This window comes from Rhizobium zaerense, assembly GCF_051810725.1.
GTDB lineage: Bacteria > Pseudomonadota > Alphaproteobacteria > Rhizobiales > Rhizobiaceae > Rhizobium > Rhizobium leguminosarum_I.
In genome coordinates, this window is the sequence record NZ_CM132690.1 from 462,501 (window position 1) to 479,993 (window position 17,493).

The following is a 17,493-nucleotide window of genomic DNA, read 5'->3' on the forward strand; positions in this document are numbered from 1 at the left end:
TGGCCGAGCAGCGGCGCGCCGTCCTTTCGGCACCGCCCGGCGCCGGCAAGACGACGCTTGTGTCGCTTTACCTGCTCGGCCAGGGCTGGCGCGGCGACGGCAAGATCATCCTGCTGGAGCCGCGGCGGCTGGCGGCGCGGGCGGCGGCAGGCCGGATGGCATCGCTGATCGGCGAACAGGTCGGCGGGACGGTCGGCTACCGCATGCGCCTCGACAGCAGGATATCGGCAGCGACACGGATCGAGGTGGTGACCGAAGGGGTTTTTGCCCGGATGATCCTCGACGATCCGGAACTGGCCGGTGTCTCGACGGTGATCTTCGACGAATTCCATGAGCGTTCGCTGGACGCAGACTTCGGACTCGCTCTGGCGCTCGACGTCCAGTCGGCGCTGCGCGAGGATCTGCGTATCCTGGTCATGTCGGCGACCCTCGACGTCGAACGCGTGGCCGCCCTGCTCGACCACCCACCGGTGATCGAAAGCCTGGGGCGCAGCTTTCCGATCGATATCCGTTACCAGGACCGGCCGGGCGGCGAACGCATCGAGGACGTTGTCACGCGGGCGATACTCGATGCCCATGCCAATGAGGCGGGCTCGATCCTCGCTTTCCTGCCCGGCCAGGCAGAAATCACGCGGACTATGGAACGTCTGCAGGGACGATTCGGAGCCGAGACGCTGATTGCGCCGCTCTACGGCAATCTCAGCCAGAAGGAGCAGGATGCGGCGATCCGGCCGGCATCCCCAGGGACGCGAAAAATTGTGCTTGCGACGTCGATCGCCGAAACGTCGATTACCATCGACGGCGTCAGGATCGTGATCGACAGCGGGCTTCAGCGTCTGCCGGTGTTCGAGGCCTCGACTGGAATCACACGGCTGGAGACGGTGCGCGTGTCGCGGGCTTCGGCCGATCAGCGGGCCGGCCGTGCCGGACGAACGGAGCCGGGTATCGCCATAAGGCTATGGCACCAGGGACAGACGGCGGCACTGCCGGCCTTCACACCACCGCAGATCCTTTCCAGCGATCTCTCGGGGTTGGTGCTCGACCTCGCACATTGGGGCGTTCAAGATCCGGCATCGCTTGCCTTCGTCGATCAGCCGCCGGAAACGACGCTGAGGGAAGCGCGGGTGCTGCTCGGCCAGCTCGGCGCTCTCGACAAGGACGGGGCGCTGACCGCGCGCGGCAAGGTGATGCGCGACCTGGCTTTGCCGCCGCGGCTTGCCGCCATGGTCGTCTCGGCGGGAGAAGCGGGACACGCCCGGGATGCGGCGATCATCGCCGTGCTTCTCACCGAACAGGGGCTTGGCGGAACGAGCATCGATATCGAGGAGCGGCTGCGACGCTTCAAGGCCGGGCGGGGCGAAAGAGCGGAGGCCTCGCGGCGGCTGGCGGGACGGCTGGCAAGCGGCCTCGACAGGGTTTACTCAACGGCGCCGGCGCTTGCCGGCCAGCTTCTGTTGCACGCATTTCCGGATCGAATCGCACTTCAGCGCGGCGGGCGCGGCCGATTCGTGATGGCGAACGGGCGGGGAGCGGAGCTGCCGGAAACCGAGAGGCTGGCCGGCAGCCAAATGCTGGTGATTGCCGACCTGACCGGACGGGCGGCGCAGGCGCGGGTTCTGGCGGCAGCCGAGGTGACGCGTGGCGACGTTGAAGCCGAGCTTCCCGGCGAGATCAAAACCGGCGATCAGATATTCTTCGACCGGCAGAGCCGGCAAGTCAGGGCGCGGCGGGCGACCCGGTTGGGTGCAATCGTCTTCGACGAGACGCCCCTGCCGCGACCTTCCGGGCCAGCAGTCACCCAGGCGCTGGTGGAGGGGGTGCGCGAGCTGGGGCTCGATCAGCTTGCCTTCTCGAAGGAGGCCGTGCAGCTGCGCGAGCGGATCGGATTCCTTCACCGGATGATCGGCGAACCCTGGCCTGATGTTAGCGACGGCGCCCTGCTTTCCCGGCTGGACGAGTGGTTCGGCCCCTTTCAGACCGAGGCCCGCGGCCTTTCCGAGATTTCGGCAGCCGGGCTTTCGAACGGGCTGATATCGCTGGTGCCGCACGAATTGCAGCGCGACCTTAGCCGGCTTGCGCCAACCCATTTCGAAGCGCCGACCGGCCAAAGGCATCCGATCCAGTATGAGGGCGAGGAGCCGGTGCTGACAATCCGCGTGCAGGAGCTGTTCGGACTGAAGCAGCATCCAGCCATTGCCGGTGGCCGGCTGCCACTGCTGCTCGAGCTGACCTCGCCGGCGCACCGGCCGATCCAGACGACACGCGACCTGCCGGGCTTCTGGGCCGGCTCGTGGAAGGATGTGCGTGCCGATATGCGCGGCCGCTATCCCCGGCATCCCTGGCCGGAGCGGCCGGAGGATGCGTTGCCGACGACACGGGCAAAACCGCGTGGTACATGAGGGCCATTCAAGGAGCCCTAGGCATGATCGACAAGCCTGGCATGATCGACAAGACGGAAGGCTATACGTTGGAGGACCGGCACAACAGCCGCAGGCTGCGCCTGCAGACGCTGGTGCGGCTGCGCTGGCTTGCGGTCGGCGGACAGGCGCTGACGGTTTTCATCGTTGCCTTCTGGCTGAAATTTCCCCTGCCGCTGATTGCCAGCTCTTCGCTGATCGCCGCCCTGGCCTGGGTGAATTTTTACCTGACGATCCGCTATCCACCGACGCATCGGCTGGAACCGCCAGCCGCCTTTGCCCTGCTCGGCTTCGACCTTTTGCAGCTCTGCGCGCTGCTCTTCATCACCGGCGGCCTTGCCAATCCTTTCGCGGCGCTCGTCTGCGTTCCCGTCATCATATCCTTTGCCTCGCAGCCGATCCGCTACAGCACCGCGCTGATCGGCTTTGCGATGGTCTGCATCACGGTGCTTGCCTTTTCGCCCTTCCCGCTGCCCTGGTTCGACGGGGTCGAGATCAATGTGCACAACGTTATGCAGTTCGGTGTCTGGTGCTCGATCGCCTCGACGATGGCGTTTGCCGCCTTCTATGCCTATCGGGTTTCGATGGAAGCGAGCCAGCTTGCCGATGCGCTGGCGGCGACCGAACTGGTGCTGCAGCGGGAAAAGCACCTCTCCCAACTCGATGGGCTGGCGGCTGCGGCCGCCCATGAACTCGGCACGCCGCTTGCGACGATCAGCGTCGTCGCCAAGGAAATGGAGCGGGAACTCGAGGACGACGATCGTTTCCGCGAGGACGTGATGCTGCTGCGCAGCCAGAGCGAACGCTGCCGCGACATCCTGCGGCGGCTGACGACGCTTTCCTCCGAAGGCGAGGCGCATATGCGCCGGCTGCCGCTTTCCTCGATGATCGAGGAGATCGTCGCCCCGCACCGGGAATTCGGTATCGCTCTCGAGCTCATCGAAAAGAGCCCGCGCAAGGGTGAGCCGGTCATCGACCGCAATGCCGGCATCATGTACGGGCTCGGCAACCTGATCGAAAACGCCGTCGATTACGCGCGGGAGAAAGTGACCGTCACCGTCGAGCACGATCACGACAAAGTGCTGATCGTCATCGAAGACGACGGCAACGGTTATGCGCCTGATATTCTGACGCGGATCGGCGAGCCCTATGTGACCAAGCGGCAGAAGGAGGATACGGCCGGTGGCCTCGGGCTCGGGCTTTTCATCGCCAAGACGCTGCTGGAGCGCTCGGGGGCGTCGCTGGTTTTCGAGAACCGCGATCCGGAAAGTGCGGGCGCGCGCATCCGAATCGAATGGCCGCGCATGCTGATCGACGCAAATTCGACAAAATGACTTTGTCGGCATAAACAGGATATAGCGGTTAACGCAGATCGGGCGCTCAACCGCCGGGACCGAGACGATGACAGAACAGAATCATGACAATTTCGCCGCGTCGGACGAGGATCATATCGGTCCCGACGCCAGCCTGCTGATCGTCGACGACGACGGACCGTTCCTGCGCCGCCTGGCCCGGGCGATGGAGACGCGCGGCTTCCAGGTGGAGACGGCCGAATCAGTGGCGGAAGGCGTTGCGAAGTCGAGAGGCCGGCCGCCGAAATATGCGGTGGTCGATCTTCGGCTCGGCGACGGCAACGGGCTCGACGTCATCGAGGCGATCCGCCAGCGACGCGACGACACCAGGATCATCGTGCTGACCGGCTATGGCAATATCGCAACGGCGGTGACGGCCGTGAAGCTCGGCGCTGTCGACTACCTCGCAAAGCCTGCGGATGCCGACGACGTGTTTTCAGCGCTGACGCAGCGGCCGGGCGAAAAGGCCGAGCTTCCCGAAAATCCGATGTCGGCCGACCGGGTCCGCTGGGAGCATATCCAGCGGGTCTATGAAATGTGCGAGCGCAATGTTTCCGAAACGGCGCGCCGGCTCAACATGCATCGGCGGACGCTGCAGCGTATCCTTGCCAAACGCGCGCCGAAATAGACAGCATAGCGCGGCATCAGACATCATCCACGTTGAACGGTTTTCCGTTCGCCCATTCGGCCATCAGCAGCCTTTGTGCGGCGGCGCGCGAGAAATTAAGCGTGACCGACTTGCGCGTTGCGGGCGCCATGCGGTGCTCCGGCGCCTCGCGAATCATATGCGCGCCATAACCATCCGACAGGAACAGCCCGCATTCCTCGGGAAAGATCTCCAGCGGCACATCCTGGTGAGTCGCAAAGAACAGGCGGTCGCAATGCAGCCTGTATTCCGGCCATTTGCGATCCACCCTGAAATCCTCGATCGACGTCTTGATTTCGATGATCCAGACCTCGCCCTTTTCCGAAAGCGTGATCAGATCGGCGCGGCGGCCGCTGGCCAGCGACAGTTCGGGCAGCACGGCGTGACGCATTTCATGCAGCAATATCTGCGTTCCGCGCCGCACCATCATGGCCCTGTCCGATTGCCGGCCATCGATTAACGGATTGTTATTGTAAACGCTCAAAATCGTCATGGATAACCATCAGAGGGGCTGGCGCGTTGTTGCAAAAAAACCATGCGCTTCTAATTTGCGCGGCAGACGGATTTGTCGCGCTGCAGCAGCCTTGCAAAGCGCAAGTTAATCGAAAATAAACCATAATCAACGATGGTCGAAAGACCATTCTCCTTGCCCCAAAACTTCAAGAGTCCTCCATGCGCATCTGCAATGCATTCCCTGTATTTGGCCTGCTGGCGACGCTCGCCCTGGCCGGTTGCTCCACGACATCAGACAGCGCATCCGCCGACGACAAGGGCGCAGGCCCGACGGTACAGACAGCACAGATCTTCAACGACGCCTACGGCGTGACGAAGGATGCCGGGTACTCCCTGCCGGCGATCCCGATCGACAGGGTCAAGCCGCAGTTCCGCCGCCAGGTCGTCAGCTACCAGACCACCGAGCGCCCCGGTACGATCATCGTCAACACGCGCGAGCGCTTCCTCTATTACATCCTGGCCAACGGCAAGGCGATGCGCTACGGCATCGGCGTCGGCAAGCAGGGCTTCGCATGGGCCGGCACCGCCTACGTCGCCTGGAAGCAGGAATGGCCGAACTGGCACCCGCCAAAGGAAATGGCCGTCCGCCGGCCCGATCTCGCCAAGTACGTCGAAGACGGCATGGGTCCGGGCCTCACCAATCCTCTCGGCGCACGCGCCATGTATCTCTTCAACGAGGACGGCAAGGACACGCTCTTCCGCCTGCACGGCACGCCGGAGTGGGCCTCGATCGGCACCGCCGCTTCCTCGGGCTGCATTCGCCTGATGAACCAGGATGTCATCGATCTCTACAGCCGCGTCCGTCCCGGCAAGGGCACGTCCAAGGTCGTCGTCATTCAGTAAGCTAATTATCGAATTCGGTATAAAAAAGGCCGCCGGACTGTTGTTCCGACGGCCTTTTCGCCTTCTCCGTCAAGCCGTCACGCGGCCTGTTTCGCCTTGAGTTCGAGGCGACGGCGGTGAAGCACCGGCTCGGTGTAGCCGTTCGGCTGTTCCCTACCCTTCAAGACGAGATCGAGGGCAGCCTGGAAGGCGATCGAATCATCGAAATTGCCGGCCATCGGCTGATAGGCGGGATCCGACGCATTCTGCCGATCGACGACGGCGGCCATGCGCTTCATCGTCTCGACAATCTGAGCTTCGGTGACAACGTTGTGGTGCAGCCAGTTCGCCATATGCTGGGCCGAAATGCGCAGCGTCGCGCGATCTTCCATCAGCCCGACATTGTTGATGTCGGGCACCTTCGAGCAACCGACGCCCTGATCGACCCAGCGCACGACATAACCAAGAATGCCTTGGGCATTGTTGTCGAGTTCGCGCTGGATTTCCTCCGGCGTCCAGTTCGGCCGCACCGCAACCGGCACGGAGAGAATGTCGGACAGCTTGGCGCGGGCGCGGTCCTTCAGTCCCTGCTGGACGCGGGCGACATTGACCCGGTGGTAATGGGTGGCGTGCAGGATTGCCGCCGTCGGCGACGGCACCCAGGCGGTGTTGGCGCCGGCCTTCGGGTGGGCGATCTTCTGTTCGAGCATCGCCGCCATCAGATCCGGCATCGCCCACATGCCCTTGCCGATCTGGGCGTGGCCGGAAAGGCCGCATTCGAGGCCGATGTCGACATTCCAGTTCTCATAGGCGGAAATCCACGCCGCCTGGCGCATGTCGCCCTTGCAGATCATCGGGCCGGCTTCCATCGAGGTGTGGATCTCGTCGCCGGTGCGATCAAGGAAGCCGGTATTGATGAAGACGACGCGCTCGCGGGCAGCGCGGATACATTCCTTGAGGTTGACAGTCGTGCGGCGCTCCTCATCCATGATGCCCATCTTGATGGCATTGCGCGGCAGGCCAAGCGCATCTTCGACCCGCGAGAAGATTTCGACGGCGAAGGCGACTTCGTCGGGGCCATGCATCTTCGGCTTGACCACATACATGGAGCCGGTGCGGGAATTCTTCCGCCGCCCGGATGGGCCAATATCGTAAAGCGCGATCAAGCCGGTGATCACGGCATCCATGATGCCTTCAGGCACGTCGTTGCCGTCGCGGTCGAGGATCGCCGGATTGGTCATGAGGTGGCCGACATTGCGCACCAGCATCAGCGAGCGGCGATGCACCTCGAAGGAGGTGCCGTCCGGACCGGAATATTGCAGATCCGGATTGAGCCTGCGGATGAAGCTCGCTCCGCCCTTTGCCACCTCTTCCTGCAGGTCGCCCTTCATCAGGCCGAGCCAGTTGCGATATACGACGACCTTGTCTTCGGCATCGACAGCGGCAATCGAATCCTCGCAGTCCATGATTGTCGTGATTGCCGATTCCAGCCAGACATCGGAAATATGAGCCGGATCGGCTTTCCCGATCGCGGTCGCTGCATCGATGACGATTTCGATGTGAATGCCGTTGTTCTTCAGGAGAATATGCGTTGGAGCGGTCGGATCTCCGCGGTAGCCGGCAAAATGGCTGCCGTCCGTCAGCATGGCCTGCTCGCCATCGATCGATCTGACGACCAGCGCTCCATCCTTGACGGCAAAGCTTCCGACGTCCTTCCAACGGCAGTCCTGCAGCGGCGCCGATGTATCGAGGAAATCGCGGACCCAGGCGATGACCTTCTCGCCGCGCTTCGGATTGTAGCCCTTACCTTTCTCGGCGCCGTCGCTCTCGGGAATCGCGTCCGTACCGTAGAGCGCATCATAGAGCGAGCCCCAGCGAGCATTGGCGGCGTTCAAGGCGTAACGGGCGTTCATGACGGGAACGACGAGCTGCGGGCCGGCGATTGAGGCGATCTCCGGGTCGACATTGTCGGTCGAAACCTGGAAGTCGGATCCCTCAGGCAGGAGATAACCGATTTCGCGGAGAAAGGACTGGTAGTCATCCATATCCACCGGGGCGCCATGCCGACGATACCAGTTGTCGATCTTTACCTGCAGCTCGTCGCGTTTTGCCAGCAACGCACGATTCTTAGGGGCGAGATCGTGGACTACAGCCGAAAAATCGGCAAAGAACCTGTCCGCATCGACCGCCAGACCCGGCAGCACCTCCTCGACGAGGAAATCATGAAGGACGGTTTCGATGGCAAGACCGTTCTTATCAACGCGACTCATGCGGCATTCTCCCTGGCAACGACTTTGAATGCTGCCACTTTGCCCGGCTTTCATTCACAGTCAATTCTGCAATAATTCGAAAGATTTATGCCCTCGTGGAAATTATGCGCGGCGTCACGCGCATCGGCAGCCCGTTCTGCGGCTGCGTCGTCAGTTTCTGCACCGGCCAGGGATTGGTCGATTCCGTCTGATCGAAGCGGAAGCGATGCATCATGACTGCAAGCGCAATCACCGCCTCCTGCAGCGCGAAGGTTGCGCCGATGCAGACACGCGGGCCAGCACCGAACGGCAGAAACTGGAAGCGGCCGATGCTGCCGCGATTTTCGGGCAGGAAGCGTTCCGGCATATAGGCGCGCGGTTTTTCCCAATAGAGTTCATGGCGATGCAGTGTCCAGGGCATGATGAGCACGGTGATATCGGCCGGTATCTCGATCTTCTCGCCCTTGGCATTCGTCCAGACATCATCGGCGATCGCGGCGCGATTGATCGAGGGCGCGGGCGGGTAGAGTCTCAGCGCTTCCTCAAACGCCGCCCGCGTGACCGGCAGCAGATCCAGCCATTCCACAGGCTCGGCGCCGGTTCCCTGAACAGCGTCGATCTCCGTCTCCATCGCTTCGCGGATATGCGGACTGTTGGCGACGCAATAGAGCGTCCAGGCAAGCGCACGCGCGGTCGTTTCATGCCCGGCGCCGATGAAGGTCAGAATATTGTCCTCAATCTCCTCCTTGGTCAGGCCGTCGGGACCGGCCTGCTCCAAAAGCAGCGTCAGAAAATCTTCCGGTGCTGCGGCTCGATCGGCCCTCATCTTCGCAAGCCGCATATCCATGGTATCGCGGACGATCGCTCTGAATTTCTCCAGCACCTTCTGACCGCCGATGCGTGTCACACGTGGAACCCAGGAAGGCGCGCGCAGCAGGTCCATCGGGTCAACGCGGCCCATGCGGTGGAGAAGTTGGTTGACGTCGTCGGCGAAATGGCCGCTCGAGGAGACGATTTCGCCGGAGAAGAGTGTTTCGGCAAGAATCGCAAAGGTCAGATCGGTCATGTCGGTGGCGATATCGAAAACTTGGCCAGCCGCATGGACGTCTTGGTATTTGCGAACATAGTCCTCCGATTGCCGCAGCATCTGGCCGGCAAAACCTTTCGCGTGGCGCGGCGTGAAGACCGGGGCGACCGCTTTTCGCGACCGTTTCCAGACCTGGCCCTCCGCCGTCAGCAGACCGTCACGCAGGATCGGCCGCAGCACCAGCTGGCGAATGTCGGACATGCGGTAGTTGCCGGCGTTGTCGACCAGCACGTGCTTGATCAGCCCAGGATCGTTGACGATTAGCGTGTGTTGGCCGAAGAAACTCGTCTTGATCCAGGGCAGCGTGTAGGACGGTTCGCCCCAGAGTTCGAGCGGATTGCGCAGGATGATGCGGATGATTTCCAGCCGGCTCGGCGGCACGGTGCGCGGCAGCGGTGCCGGCGGAACGAAGGGGTCCGGACGCATGTCCATCGTCAAAGCCTTTCAGGGAAGATCTAGGCCTTCCCGGCAAGCTTGAAGCTAGAGCAGGCCCTTGAGTTCGTCCAGCTTGTCGTTGATCAGCCAGCCGTAATAATTCTCCTCGGGCCAGACGGTCGCGCCGCCGCCGTGGTTCTTCGCAGCAAGGGCTGCGGCGCGCTGGCGCGAATTGCCGACATTATAAAGCGTCGCCGTCAGGCCGGGATTGCCTGAGATATCCATGCCGGCGATCTCCTTGTAATCGTCGATCGACCTGCGGATCGAGGCCGCGACGAAGGCGAGCGAGATATCGGGATCCATGATGGCCTTGTAGACGCCGCCGGCATTCTTTTCGTTCAGCTTTGGATAACCGGACACGCGGGTCACGAGATCGGAGAGCATCAGCGCCGTCAGCGGATTGACCTGGCCGAGGCCGAAGGTCTGACCGGCATAGAAGGGCTGGAAGAAGACCGCGCTGAAACGGTTGTTGGGGAAGCTTGTGCCATCAACCGTCTTGCCGCGGAAATCGCTTTCCCAGACATCTTCGCGGCAGGACCAAAGCGTGTAGGAATCGCTCTTGCCCTTGCATTCGGAAAATTGCGGCCGCGCCACGAATTCGTCGACGCTTTCGCCATCATAAGCGAAGCGGAAGCTTTCTCCGGCATAGGAGGCGGCTTTGACATAGTAGGCCTGCAACCGGTCGTAGGCGTCGACATTATAGGTGTGTTCGCCGACGATCGCGCCGACGACATGGATGGGATTGATGCCGTAAGCGCTGGAGACCTTGCGGATCTTGCTCATCAGCTCGCGGTCGGTCGCCAGAAGCTCATGAACTTTTTCGTATTTCAGATCGAAGCTGCTCTTGGTACCCTTGGTGCGCCTGATGGAAGCGCCCGGAATATCGGGCTGCTCGGCGTGACGATTTCCAGCCGGCACCGTTTGCATTGCGAAGGCAGGCGCCGAATTCACCAGGGCAACGGCAATCATAAGGCTTGTCAAAAGGCGTCGCACGATCCGTTATCCCGTCCGTTCCATCGTCTTGTTTGCGATGCGGCTGCCTGGACCAGAATCTTGGCCGAATAAAGCCGGAGCGGAAAACAAAACGGGCCTTCACTAGAAAGTAAAAGGCCCGCTGTCGAGAGTCGCGTTCGTCACAATCCGTCATTCATGCCGGGAAAGGCATGAAGCGATGCGCCGATATCACAGAATGAAGCGCGAGAGATCGGTATTCTGTGCGAGATCGCCGACATGTTCGCGCACATAGGCCGCGTCGATCGTCACGGCCGTCCCGCCCCGATCCGGCGCGTTGTAGGAAATATCGTCCAGCACCCGCTCCATCACCGTCTGCAGACGGCGTGCGCCGATATTTTCGACCGAGGAGTTCAGATGTACGGCGACATCGGCAAGTGCGTCGATCGCGTCATCGGTGAATTCCAGGCTCAGGCTTTCGGTTTCCATCAGCGCGCGGTATTGGCGGATGAGACTTGCTTCCGTCTCGGTCAGGATCCGGCGGAAATCATCCTTGTTCAGCGGACGCAATTCGACGCGGATCGGCAGGCGGCCCTGCAGTTCCGGCAGAAGATCCGAGGGCTTGGAGACATGAAAGGCGCCGGAAGCGATGAACAGGATATGGTCCGTCTTGACAGGACCGTACTTGGTCGAAACCGTCGTGCCTTCGACGAGCGGCAACAGGTCGCGCTGGACGCCTTCGCGCGAAACGCCGGCGCCCATGCCGCCGTCGCGGGCGGCGATCTTGTCGATTTCGTCGAGGAAGACGATACCGTCGTTCTCGGTGGAGCGAACGGCCTCGCGCTGGATCACTTCGTTGTCGATCAGCTTGTCGGATTCGTCGCGGATCAGGTCACTATACGAGGCCTTGACGGTGGTGCGGACCTTCTTGGTGCGGCCGCCCATCGCCTTGCCGAACATTTCCGACAGGTTCAGCACGCCGATATTGGCGCCCGGCATGCCGGGAATTTCGAAGCCGCCCATGCCGGAACCGGCATCGGCTACCTCGATATCGATTTCCTTGTCGTCAAGTTCGCCGTCCCGGAGCTTCTTCCGGAAGTTTTCACGCGTGGCGGGCGATGCGGTCGTGCCGACCAGCGCATCGAGAACACGCTCCTCGGCGCTCACATGCGCCTTGGCCTGCACTTCGGCCCGCTTCTTCTCGCGAACCAGGCCGATGCCGACCTCGACCAGATCGCGGATGATCTGCTCGACGTCGCGGCCGACATAGCCGACTTCTGTGAATTTGGTGGCTTCCACCTTGATGAAGGGTGCGCCGGCGAGTTTTGCCAAGCGGCGAGAGATCTCGGTCTTGCCGACACCGGTCGGGCCGATCATCAGGATGTTCTTCGGCATGACTTCGTCGCGCAGGCTGGGGTCCAGCTGCTGGCGGCGCCAGCGATTGCGCAGCGCAATCGCAACGGCGCGCTTGGCGTCATGCTGGCCGATGATATAGCGATCGAGCTCGGAAACGATCTCGCGGGGGGAAAAAGTGGTCATTGCGTATCATTCTCCTGGCGGTCCAGGGCCATCAACAGCGCCCGGCCGTAATTCGTCGTTGTTTCGCCAAGTCCTTGAAAGCCCGCCTTGGTATAGGCTCTGATTGCGAATGCATTGTCAGGATGCGGATCGACGAGGATGCGCTGCGCGCCCTTTGCAAAGAGCATATCGCAGAACACTATCATAAAGGCCGGTCCGTGACCCTTGCCCGCGAATTCCTCGATGCCGATGAACTGGTCGATGCCGTAGGTGCCCTTCGGCTGACCGGCGAGCGCTTCATCGTCCTCGTCGTCGAGATCGGCGGCCTGGATAAAAGCGAAGTCCTTTCCATTCAGCGTGACGATGAAGCACGAGACGGAAGCCGCATCGATATGCTTTTCCATCGAAGCCAGCGCCCTGGCCGGATCGCCCCACCAGCGCCTGACATGCCGGCTTTCCAGCCATTTGGCGAGGAGCGGCAGATCAGTCGCGGCAAGCGGCCGGAAGGCATAAGGTTCAGCCTTCGGCATCCAGCGATTCCACCACGACATTGTGGTTCGTGTAGACGCAAATGTCGGCGGCGATATCGAGAGCACGGCGGGCAATCTCTTCGGCCGATTTGTCGGTATCCATGAGTGCGAGGGCGGCCGCGAGGGCAAAATTGCCGCCGGAACCGATGGCCGTCGTGCCATGCTCCGGCTCCAGAACGTCGCCATTGCCGGTGATCGCCAGCGTGATCGACTTATCGGCGACGAGCATCATGGCTTCGAGATTGCGCAGGTATTTGTCGGTGCGCCAGTCCTTGGCGAGCTCGACGGCGGCACGCATCAATTGACCGGGATATTGCTCCAGCTTCTTCTCAAGCCTTTCGAGCAGAGTAAAGGCATCGGCAGTGGCGCCGGCGAAACCGGCGACGACTTCGCCCTTGCCGATACGGCGCACCTTGCGGGCATTGCTCTTCATGACGGTCTGGCCGAGGCTCACCTGGCCGTCGCCCGCCATCACCACCTTGCCGCCTTTTCGAACTGTAATGATTGTTGTCATAAAACACCTGTCTGCCGGGCCGCATGCCGACCCTGTTGAGCCCTATGTAAGTGGACTGGCGCCGATTGCAAATGGGCCGGCTTTTCTCTTGCCCGGCTTCTGGATATTTCCCGATGCGCCTGATAAGGAACGGCCTTATTCCCGATGGAGGGCCATATGGCCGAGACCGCAGCAAGCCGCACGGGCAGCGTTTCCCGCAAGACCAACGAAACCTCGATTTCCGTTTCCGTCAACCTCGACGGCACCGGCAAATCGACGATTTCAACGGGTGTCGGCTTCTTCGACCATATGCTCGACCAGCTTTCCCGACATTCCCTCATCGACATGGAGATCGATGCCAAGGGCGACCTGCATATCGACGACCATCATACGGTTGAAGATACCGGCATCGCCATCGGCCAGGCGATCTCCAAGGCGCTCGGCGACCGGCGCGGCATCACCCGCTATGCGTCGATCGATCTCGCCATGGATGAGACGATGACCAAGGCTGCTGTCGATCTTTCCGGCCGTCCGTTCCTCGTCTGGAATGTCGGCTTCAGCGCTCCGAAGATCGGCACTTTCGACACCGAGCTCGTTCGCGAATTCTTCCATGCGCTCGCCCAGAATGCCGGCATCACCTTGCATATTCTCAACCATTATGGCGCCAACAATCACCATATTGCCGAGACATGCTTCAAGGCCGTTGCCCGCGCGTTGCGCACGGCAACAGAGATCGATCCGAGACAGGCAGGCCGTGTTCCCTCGACCAAGGGCACGCTCGTCTGAGCCCTTCAAGGGAGCGGCGACAATGACATCCAGCTATATCTTCCTGACACCGCCCGGCAGCACGAGCGCCACGGTCGATGAGACTCGAACCATCCGCGACGGCTTCACGCTGTTCGGCTTCCTGTTTCCATGGGCTTGGCTGCTGGCGCATCGGCTTTGGCTGCATGCGGCCGTCGCCTTTCTGCTGCAGGGGATCGGTGGCGCGCTGATGGACGAACCGGGCCTCGGGGCGGCGGGAGCGGCAATCCTGTTGGGCGTGAATATTCTGGTCGGTCTCGAGGGCCAGAATTTCCGAGTCCGCAACCTTACCGCCAAGGGTTGGAATGAAGACGAACTCATTGCAGCCGATACGATCGGCATTGCTGAGCAGATCTATTTCTCGGACAGGGCTGTCATCGCGGGTAGCGACGACGCAGCGGCACCGGACTGGCAGAACAGGGGCCGTCCGAACAGCCCTCACGGCCATGCAACGTCGCTTGGTCTCTTTGGTTTTGATGGGGGACGCTGACGATGCGCGTCGCGATTATCGACTATGGCTCCGGTAACCTGCGCTCGGCGACCAAGGCTTTCGAGCGTGCCGCCCGCGAAGCTGGCATCGATGCCAATATCGATCTCACCGACAGGGCGGAGGATGTTGCCGCGGCCGATCGTATCGTGCTCCCCGGTGTCGGTGCCTATGCCGATTGCCGGCGCGGCCTCGATGCCGTGCCTGGGATGGCCGAGGTGCTGATCGAGGCGGTCGAGAAGAAGGCACGACCGTTCCTCGGCATTTGCGTCGGCATGCAGCTCATGTCCTCGCGCGGCCTCGAGAAGACCGTGACGCACGGCTTTAACTGGATCCCCGGTGACGTCGTCGAGATGACGCCGGATGATCCCGCGCTGAAGATCCCGCAGATCGGCTGGAACACGCTCGACCTCAAGCGCGAACATCCGCTTTTCGATGGTATTCCGACGGGGTCGGAAGGGCTGCACGCCTATTTCGTGCATTCCTACCATCTTGCCGCCGAAAACGCCGAGGATGTTATTGCGACAGCCGATTATGGCGGTCCGATGACAGCTTTCGTCGGACGCGCCAACATGGTCGGAGCACAGTTTCACCCGGAAAAGAGCCAGAAGCTCGGCCTGGCTCTGATCGCCAATTTCCTGCGCTGGAACCCGTAGAGCCTGCTCAGGCAATTCAGGATGCAAAACCGCTGCGCAGTTTTGCAGGAATTGCTTCAAGGGCTGGCTTTTAATACAGCCGCCTTATTTTCCTAGAGCATGATGCCGAAAAGTGTGCGCGGTTTTCGGACGACATCATGCTCTGACTATATAATGTAGAACAGGATTCAAATTTAAGGCCGAACCGGCCTAAAATCATCCTGTTCGAGTAAGGAAATGATGGAACAGGAGTGCGCTCGATGCCGGCGTCACGGAAATCAGGCAAGGTGTTCTACACATTGCGGCCCTCCAGGGAAGGCTTGCCTCCCTTTTCCGATATCAAGCTTCCCGGTGGCACGATCATCCGCCGTGTCGACGAAGCCATTCATCGGAAAGCGCTTTCCAACGCAGCCAAGACGCTGAAAGAAAGGCTGGACCGATGATCCATGATTCTTTCCCCGCAAACGACGGTTCGAGCCGGCGGCAAAACGGAGTCAGCGCCGGCGACATCGCCGAGGCCGTGCTGGAATTTTATATCGAAGGTGAGGACGATCTGATCGGTCTGCTCGCCTATGCACTCTACGAGCGGCAAAAGCGCGATTTCGTTCTCAGCCACCGCAAGCGAAATGCCGGCCGTTCACCCGATGATGCCGAACTTGCCGCCGTCAACAGCAATTATCTCTCGACCGACCTGCGCAATACGCTGCGCGACCGCGCCTCGCAGATCCTTTCGAGTTACGCCGAAACCTATGTCGAGGCGATGGAGCCGCAGATCCGGCTGTCCGCCGTCAACAGCGATGCGTTGCGCCAGGTGCGAAACATCGAGAAAGCAATGAAGAGGCGCATGGGCTTCTGGCGTCAGGTTCGTGCCGGCTTTGCCGTCACCCTGCTCCTGCTTCTGCTTTTCGGCGCGGCTGCCATTGCCGCTGTCTTTTTCCGCTCGGATATCGTAGATGCGTGGAATGCGCTGATGGTACCGACCACTCTACGGACGTAAGACGACATGATCCTTTTTCCCGCGATCGATCTGAAAGGCGGCCAATGCGTCCGCCTGAAGCTCGGCGACATGCAGCAGGCGACGGTCTACAACACCGATCCGGCCGCCCAGGCGAGATCCTTCGAAGACCAGGGTTTCGAATGGCTGCATGTGGTCGATCTCGACGGCGCCTTCGCGGGACATTCGGCCAATGGCGATGCCGTCGAAGCGATCTTGAAGGCGACTGACAATCCAGTGCAGCTCGGCGGCGGCATTCGCACGCTCGATCATATCGAGGCCTGGCTGTCGCGTGGGCTGCGGCGCGTCATTCTCGGCACCGTCGCGGTCAGAAATCCGGCGCTGGTCATCGAGGCCTGCCGGAAATTTCCCGGTCATGTCGCCGTCGGTATCGATGCCAAGGGCGGCAAGGTGGCCGTCGAGGGTTGGGCGGAAGCCTCCGAACTCGGGATCATCGAACTCGCCAGGAAATTCGAGGGCGCCGGCGTCGCCGCGATCATCTACACCGATATCGACCGTGACGGCATTCTTGCCGGGATCAATTGGACCTCGACGCTGGAACTTGCCGACGCCGTCTCCATTCCCGTCATCGCCTCGGGTGGCCTTGCCTCTCTCGACGATGTTAGACGCATGCTGCAGCCCGATGCGTGGAAATTGGAAGGGGCGATTTCAGGCCGTGCGCTTTACGACGGCCGTATCGATCCCAAGGAAGCGCTGGCGCTGATCAAGGCGGCCCGGACCAAGGAGACCGCGTAAATGACCCTCAAGGCCCGTGTCATTCCCTGCCTCGACGTCAAGGACGGCCGTGTCGTCAAGGGCGTCAACTTCCTCAATCTCGTCGATGCCGGCGATCCCGTCGAAGCCGCGAAGGCCTATGATGCGGCAGGCGCCGACGAACTCTGCTTCCTCGACATCACCGCTTCCTCGGACAATCGCGAGACGATCTTCGATGTCGTGTCGCGCACGGCCGACCAATGCTTCATGCCGCTGACGGTCGGCGGCGGGGTGCGTACCATCGCCGATATCCGCAGACTGCTGCTGTGCGGCGCCGACAAGGTCTCGATCAATTCGGCAGCCGTCAGCAATCCCGACTTCGTTGCCGAGGCGGCCGACAAGTTCGGCGACCAGTGCATCGTCGTGTCGATCGATGCAAAGCGCAGGCGCACCCAGGCGGTCGGCGGCGACAATCTCAGCGCCTGGGAAATCTATACCCATGGCGGCCGCAACGCGACCGGCATCGATGCCATCGAATTCGCCCAAAAGATGGTGGCGCGCGGCGCCGGCGAGCTCTTGGTCACCTCGATGGACCGTGACGGCACCAAGGTGGGTTACGATCTGGAACTGACGCGAGCGATCGCCGATGCGGTGCGTGTGCCGGTGATCGCCTCCGGCGGCGTCGGCGATCTCGACGATCTCGTTGCCGGGGTGAAGGAGGGCCATGCCAATGCCGTCCTCGCCGCGTCGATCTTCCACTTCGGCACCTATTCCGTCAGCGAGGCGAAGCACTATATGTCGAAGTGCGGCATCGACATGCGTCTCGACTGAACCTTGAAAGCGGAC

The 17,493-nt window shown here is 61.6% G+C and carries 18 protein-coding genes (1 of these 18 cut by a window edge); 11 read left to right on the forward strand and 7 right to left on the reverse strand.

Annotated elements, in window-relative coordinates:
- The 3 genes from hrpB to ACS4RR_RS02330 form a co-directional block, all read left to right on the forward strand.
- On the forward strand, positions 1–2,399 hold the 3' portion of the coding sequence (gene hrpB / locus ACS4RR_RS02320; protein WP_456189664.1) for an ATP-dependent helicase HrpB. The gene continues 67 nt to the left of window position 1, outside the view; only the last 2,399 of its 2,466 coding nucleotides appear in the window; its start codon lies off the left edge, out of view; the stop codon is at positions 2,397–2,399.
- 23 nt (positions 2,400–2,422) lie between these two features.
- Positions 2,423–3,751: an ActS/PrrB/RegB family redox-sensitive histidine kinase gene (locus ACS4RR_RS02325; RefSeq protein WP_456189665.1), complete on the forward strand. Its 1,329-nt coding sequence runs from the start codon at positions 2,423–2,425 to the stop codon at positions 3,749–3,751.
- Between the two features lie 67 nt (positions 3,752–3,818).
- Positions 3,819–4,397: an ActR/PrrA/RegA family redox response regulator transcription factor gene (locus tag ACS4RR_RS02330; protein WP_011649881.1), complete on the forward strand. Its 579-nt coding sequence runs from the start codon at positions 3,819–3,821 to the stop codon at positions 4,395–4,397.
- A gap of 16 nt (positions 4,398–4,413) precedes the next feature.
- On the opposite strand, the gene ACS4RR_RS02335 is transcribed toward ACS4RR_RS02330, so the two are convergent.
- Complete coding sequence (locus tag ACS4RR_RS02335) at positions 4,414–4,908, reverse strand: MmcB family DNA repair protein (protein WP_456189666.1); 495 nt, start codon at positions 4,906–4,908, stop codon at positions 4,414–4,416.
- A 179-nt stretch (positions 4,909–5,087) separates the two neighbouring features.
- Between ACS4RR_RS02335 and ACS4RR_RS02340 the strand changes: the two genes are divergently transcribed.
- A complete protein-coding gene (locus ACS4RR_RS02340; protein ID WP_017965961.1) occupies positions 5,088–5,771 on the forward strand; it encodes a L,D-transpeptidase in 684 nt (227 codons plus the stop codon).
- A 77-nt stretch (positions 5,772–5,848) separates the two neighbouring features.
- Here the strand turns inward: ACS4RR_RS02340 and ACS4RR_RS02345 are convergent, their stop codons facing one another.
- The 6 genes from ACS4RR_RS02345 to hslV form a co-directional block, all read right to left on the reverse strand.
- On the reverse strand, positions 5,849–8,020 hold the full coding sequence (locus tag ACS4RR_RS02345) for a malate synthase G (RefSeq protein ID WP_456189667.1): 2,172 nt from the start codon (positions 8,018–8,020) through the stop codon (positions 5,849–5,851).
- Between the two features lie 85 nt (positions 8,021–8,105).
- Positions 8,106–9,518 carry a cytochrome P450 gene (locus ACS4RR_RS02350; RefSeq protein ID WP_456189668.1) on the reverse strand — a complete coding sequence of 471 codons (1,413 nt, stop codon included), beginning with the start codon at positions 9,516–9,518 and terminating at the stop codon, positions 8,106–8,108.
- Positions 9,519–9,566: 48 nt separating this feature from the next.
- Positions 9,567–10,514 carry a DUF1402 family protein gene (locus tag ACS4RR_RS02355; protein WP_456189669.1) on the reverse strand — a complete coding sequence of 316 codons (948 nt, stop codon included), beginning with the start codon at positions 10,512–10,514 and terminating at the stop codon, positions 9,567–9,569.
- 189 nt (positions 10,515–10,703) lie between these two features.
- Positions 10,704–12,011, reverse strand: a complete 1,308-nt coding sequence (gene hslU, locus ACS4RR_RS02360; protein WP_011649875.1) for an ATP-dependent protease ATPase subunit HslU — start codon at positions 12,009–12,011, stop codon at positions 10,704–10,706.
- Entirely contained in the window at positions 12,008–12,520 is a 513-nt protein-coding gene (locus ACS4RR_RS02365) for a GNAT family N-acetyltransferase (protein ID WP_162114926.1), read from the reverse strand. Before ACS4RR_RS02365 ends, hslU begins: the two co-directional genes overlap by 4 nt.
- Complete coding sequence (hslV, locus tag ACS4RR_RS02370) at positions 12,507–13,034, reverse strand: ATP-dependent protease subunit HslV (RefSeq protein WP_017965966.1); 528 nt, start codon at positions 13,032–13,034, stop codon at positions 12,507–12,509. The genes ACS4RR_RS02365 and hslV overlap by 14 nt, the downstream gene beginning before the upstream one ends.
- A gap of 156 nt (positions 13,035–13,190) precedes the next feature.
- Here hslV and hisB point away from each other — a divergent pair, with 156 nt between their 5' ends.
- From hisB to hisF, 7 genes are all read left to right on the forward strand, one after another.
- Entirely contained in the window at positions 13,191–13,799 is a 609-nt protein-coding gene (gene hisB, locus ACS4RR_RS02375; protein WP_017965967.1) for an imidazoleglycerol-phosphate dehydratase HisB, read from the forward strand.
- Positions 13,800–13,821: 22 nt separating this feature from the next.
- Positions 13,822–14,307 (forward strand): DUF2628 domain-containing protein, encoded by a 486-nt coding sequence (locus tag ACS4RR_RS02380; protein ID WP_170279900.1) that lies wholly within the window; start codon positions 13,822–13,824, stop codon positions 14,305–14,307.
- A 2-nt stretch (positions 14,308–14,309) separates the two neighbouring features.
- Positions 14,310–14,960 (forward strand): imidazole glycerol phosphate synthase subunit HisH, encoded by a 651-nt coding sequence (gene hisH, locus ACS4RR_RS02385; protein ID WP_162114928.1) that lies wholly within the window; start codon positions 14,310–14,312, stop codon positions 14,958–14,960.
- 239 nt (positions 14,961–15,199) lie between these two features.
- On the forward strand, positions 15,200–15,382 hold the full coding sequence (locus ACS4RR_RS02390; RefSeq protein ID WP_032985170.1) for a hypothetical protein: 183 nt from the start codon (positions 15,200–15,202) through the stop codon (positions 15,380–15,382).
- The gene (locus ACS4RR_RS02395; RefSeq protein ID WP_162114929.1) at positions 15,379–15,936 is read left to right on the forward strand and encodes a hypothetical protein; all 558 of its coding nucleotides are present in this window, start codon (positions 15,379–15,381) and stop codon (positions 15,934–15,936) included. The genes ACS4RR_RS02390 and ACS4RR_RS02395 overlap by 4 nt, the downstream gene beginning before the upstream one ends.
- 6 nt (positions 15,937–15,942) lie before the next feature.
- Complete coding sequence (hisA, locus tag ACS4RR_RS02400) at positions 15,943–16,689, forward strand: 1-(5-phosphoribosyl)-5-[(5-phosphoribosylamino)methylideneamino]imidazole-4-carboxamide isomerase (RefSeq protein ID WP_162114930.1); 747 nt, start codon at positions 15,943–15,945, stop codon at positions 16,687–16,689.
- On the forward strand, positions 16,690–17,478 hold the full coding sequence (gene hisF / locus ACS4RR_RS02405) for an imidazole glycerol phosphate synthase subunit HisF (protein WP_017965973.1): 789 nt from the start codon (positions 16,690–16,692) through the stop codon (positions 17,476–17,478). It abuts the gene before it with no gap.
- Positions 17,479–17,493 lie beyond the last annotated feature (15 nt).